3 protein-coding genes are annotated in these 3,194 nt (G+C 55.0%); all 3 read left to right on the top strand.

From position 1 onward, the window contains the following. The coding region (locus tag BY454_RS16510; protein ID WP_258075689.1) for a type I restriction endonuclease subunit R at positions 1 to 2,293 on the top strand (2,293 nt) is incomplete at its 5' end. Beyond that, positions 2,290 to 3,003 (top strand): M48 family metallopeptidase, encoded by a 714-nt coding sequence (locus tag BY454_RS16505; RefSeq protein ID WP_104417650.1) that lies wholly within the window; start codon positions 2,290 to 2,292, stop codon positions 3,001 to 3,003. The genes BY454_RS16510 and BY454_RS16505, both read left to right, overlap by 4 nt. A gap of 81 nt (positions 3,004 to 3,084) precedes the next feature. Continuing rightward, on the top strand, positions 3,085 to 3,194 hold a 110-nt coding region (gene tnpA, locus BY454_RS17220), incomplete at its 3' end, for an IS66 family insertion sequence element accessory protein TnpA (protein WP_445626101.1).

Here is a 3,194-nt window from a genome sequence, read left to right as displayed (position 1 = left end):
TTCTTCGGAGTATCGCTTTGCGCTCATCATCAACACCTGTAGATTTGCGTTTAGTGTAACGCTATCAGGCGTCTACTGTATCGGGGGCTTGCCACCGGTGGATGGTCGCCTCATTAAAAAGGTGGCGCGGTATCAGCAATACCGGGCGGTGAACAAGGTCATAGAACGCCTTAAAACCGGCACCACGCGCAAGGAAAAGTCCGGGGTAGTCTGGCATACCCAAGGGTCCGGAAAGTCCCTGACAATGGTCATGCTGGCGGTGAAGATGCGCCGAGACCCGGAGCTGAAGCAGTACAAACTGGTGTTCGTCACCGACCGCACCCAACTGGACGGGCAATTATCGAAAACCTTCCGGGATGCCCAGAACGAAACCATCTATAACGCTGGATCAGTGGCGGAACTGAAAGAACTGCTGTCCCAGGATTCATCCGACATTGTAACCGCCATGGTGCAGAAGTTTCAGGAAGCGGAACAAGAAGGTGACTTTACCGACCTGAACCCCAGTGAAAAGATCATCGTGCTGGCGGATGAAGCTCACCGCACCCAGTTTGGCGGGCTGGCGATGACCATCAATGCCGCCCTGCCCAACGCCCCGAAGATCGGCTTTACCGGTACGCCCCTGCTGAAATCCCAGAAGATGGACAAAGCCTTTGGCGGCTACATCGACAAGTACAAGATCAACGAAGCGGTGGAAGACGGTGCCACCGTGCGCATCATCTACGAGGGTCGCCAGGTTCAGAGCGATGTGGTGGGCGATTCGCTGGACGCGCTGTTTGAAGAATACTTCAAAGACAAAAGCGACGAAGAAAAACGGGAAATCAAGAAGAAGTACGGCGTAGAACGCGCAGTACGGGAAGCCCCTGCCCGCATCCGCTGGGTGTGTATCGACCTGCTCAAGCACTACCGGGAGAAAATTCAGCCCAACGGCTTCAAAGCCATGATCGTGGTGGGCAGCCGTCATGCCGCCACAGTGTTCAAAAAGACCCTGGATGACCTGGAAGCGCCCCCTTCCGAAGTCATCATTTCCGGCACCCACAACGACCCGGCATACCTGAGCAAGTACACCGACAGCGCCCATCAGAAGCAGGTGATCAAGAACTTCACCAAGCCACTAGGCACGGATACAGAAAAAGAAGACCCCACCAGCTTCTTGATCGTCAAGGATATGCTGCTGACCGGCTTTGACGCGCCCATTGCCCAGGTGATGTATATCGACAGGAGCCTGAAGGATCATACCTTGATGCAGGCAATCGCACGGGTAAACCGGACTTACAAGGGTAAAGCCTGCGGTTACGTGGTGGACTACTACGGGCTCTCGGACTACCTGACCGACGCTCTGAAAGATTTCAGCAGCGAAGACGTGGAAGGCACCTACTACACGCTGAAGGATGAAATACCGCGCCTGAAGGCGGCTCACACCCGTGTGGCTTCGATTTTTGCAGGTGTTAAGGGCTCAGACGTGGACGACTACGTTCTGCACCTGAAGGACGAAGACACCCGTCAGCCGTTCGAACTGGCGTTCAAGAAATTCGCCAAGCAGATGGATGTGATTCTACCGGATACCGCCGCCAAGCCCTTCATTCCAGACCTGAAACTATGGGGCAAAGTGCAGAATGCCGCACGAAATCGCTACCGTGATCCGGGACTGAACATCAGCGATGCCGGGGCTAAAGTCCGCCAGCTGGTGGATGAGCACATCATCAGCACCGGAGTAGACCCGAAGATTCCACCAGTGGACCTGATGGCAGCGAACTTCAAGGAGACGGTGGAGCAGATCAAATCCCCCGAATCCCGCGCGTCCGAAATTGAGAGCGCCATCAAGCACCACATCACCGTGAATCTGGACGAAGACCCGGAATACTATAAATCCCTGAGCCTTCGCCTTCGGGACATTATTGAAAAGACGGCGGGCAAGTGGGATCAGCAGCTGGAATTGCTGCTTCAGATGGTCGATAGCATGGAGTCCGAACACAAGCAGGCGGCGGATGATCTGGGGCTGAGTGAAACCGAATTCGCGTTCTACAACATCCTGATGGCGGAAGTGACCCGACATGCTGGTGAAGACGCCATCGGCGAAGCGGTACACGATGAAATCAAGGCAACCAGCCAGGACCTGGTGAGCATGTTCGATGAAGCCACCCAGATTGTGGATTTCTTCAGCAAGCCGGACGAAGTGAAGCGGATGAAGAAGGAAATCAAACGGGCGGTTCTGGACTGTTCGTTTGGTGAAAAAGCCCTGGTCAACGTGGTTCAGGATCGGTTCATGGAACTGGCACAGAACAAGTTCAAATGATGGCAGCGGCAAACAAACCAGAATATCGGGACGGTCACGGTTTCATTGCCGAGATCATCCGCACCAATCGCCGGAAGTCTGCGGATATTCGGGTGGAAGACGGTGCCGTGTCTGTCGTAGTGCCCGTGAACACCCCCGCCGAAAAGATCGATCAGTTACTGGCAGCCAAACGTCGCTGGATCAAAGAAAAAATAACCCTGCACCGGGAAATGACTCCCGCCAGCAGCAAACGCTATGTGTCTGGTGAAGCCTTCAGCTATCTGGGGCGCAACTACCGGTTGAAGGTAGAAGCAGGCAACTTCGCGCCTGTGAAGCTGTTGAACGGTCGTTTGGTGGTCACCGTACCCAACGGCACCGAACAACCCCACATGGTCCGCAACGCCCTTGTGCGCTGGTACAAACGGCAAGCCGAACAGAAGCTGACCGAAAAAGTGAACCGCTTCGCGCCAATGGTTGGCGTAGAACCTGCCGGAGTTGGCATCCGCACTTTCAAATCCCGCTGGGGCAGCTGTACCGCCAAGGGAAAGCTGGAATTCAACTGGCAAATCATGATGGCACCGAACCGGATGGTTGATTATGTGGTGATTCACGAGCTTTGCCATTTGATACGCCATGACCATTCTCCGGAATTCTGGCGGGAGATGGCGCGGGTGATGCCGGAGTATCAGCGGTGTCGGGAGTGGTTGCGGGAGAATGCTGCTCGGCTGTAAGCGTTCATTCCACGACGTTCTGCCGCCCCGCTGAAATTCGCCCTACAGTAACCTCACATTTCCCAGCACGAGGTTACCCCTATGAGAAAGCACCGCACTCCAGAACAGTGGCAGACCCTGGTTGATCAGCAGTGCGCCAGCGGCCTCTCGGCTTCGCAATTTTGCAAACAAGAGAACATTGGCTACGCCAG

The organism is Marinobacter persicus (assembly GCF_002934325.1).
In the GTDB taxonomy this organism is placed as follows: Bacteria; Pseudomonadota; Gammaproteobacteria; order Pseudomonadales; family Oleiphilaceae; genus Marinobacter; species Marinobacter persicus_A.
The sequence above is the reverse complement of the archived record's forward strand: the minus strand, read 5'-3'. Positions and strand labels throughout refer to the sequence as shown.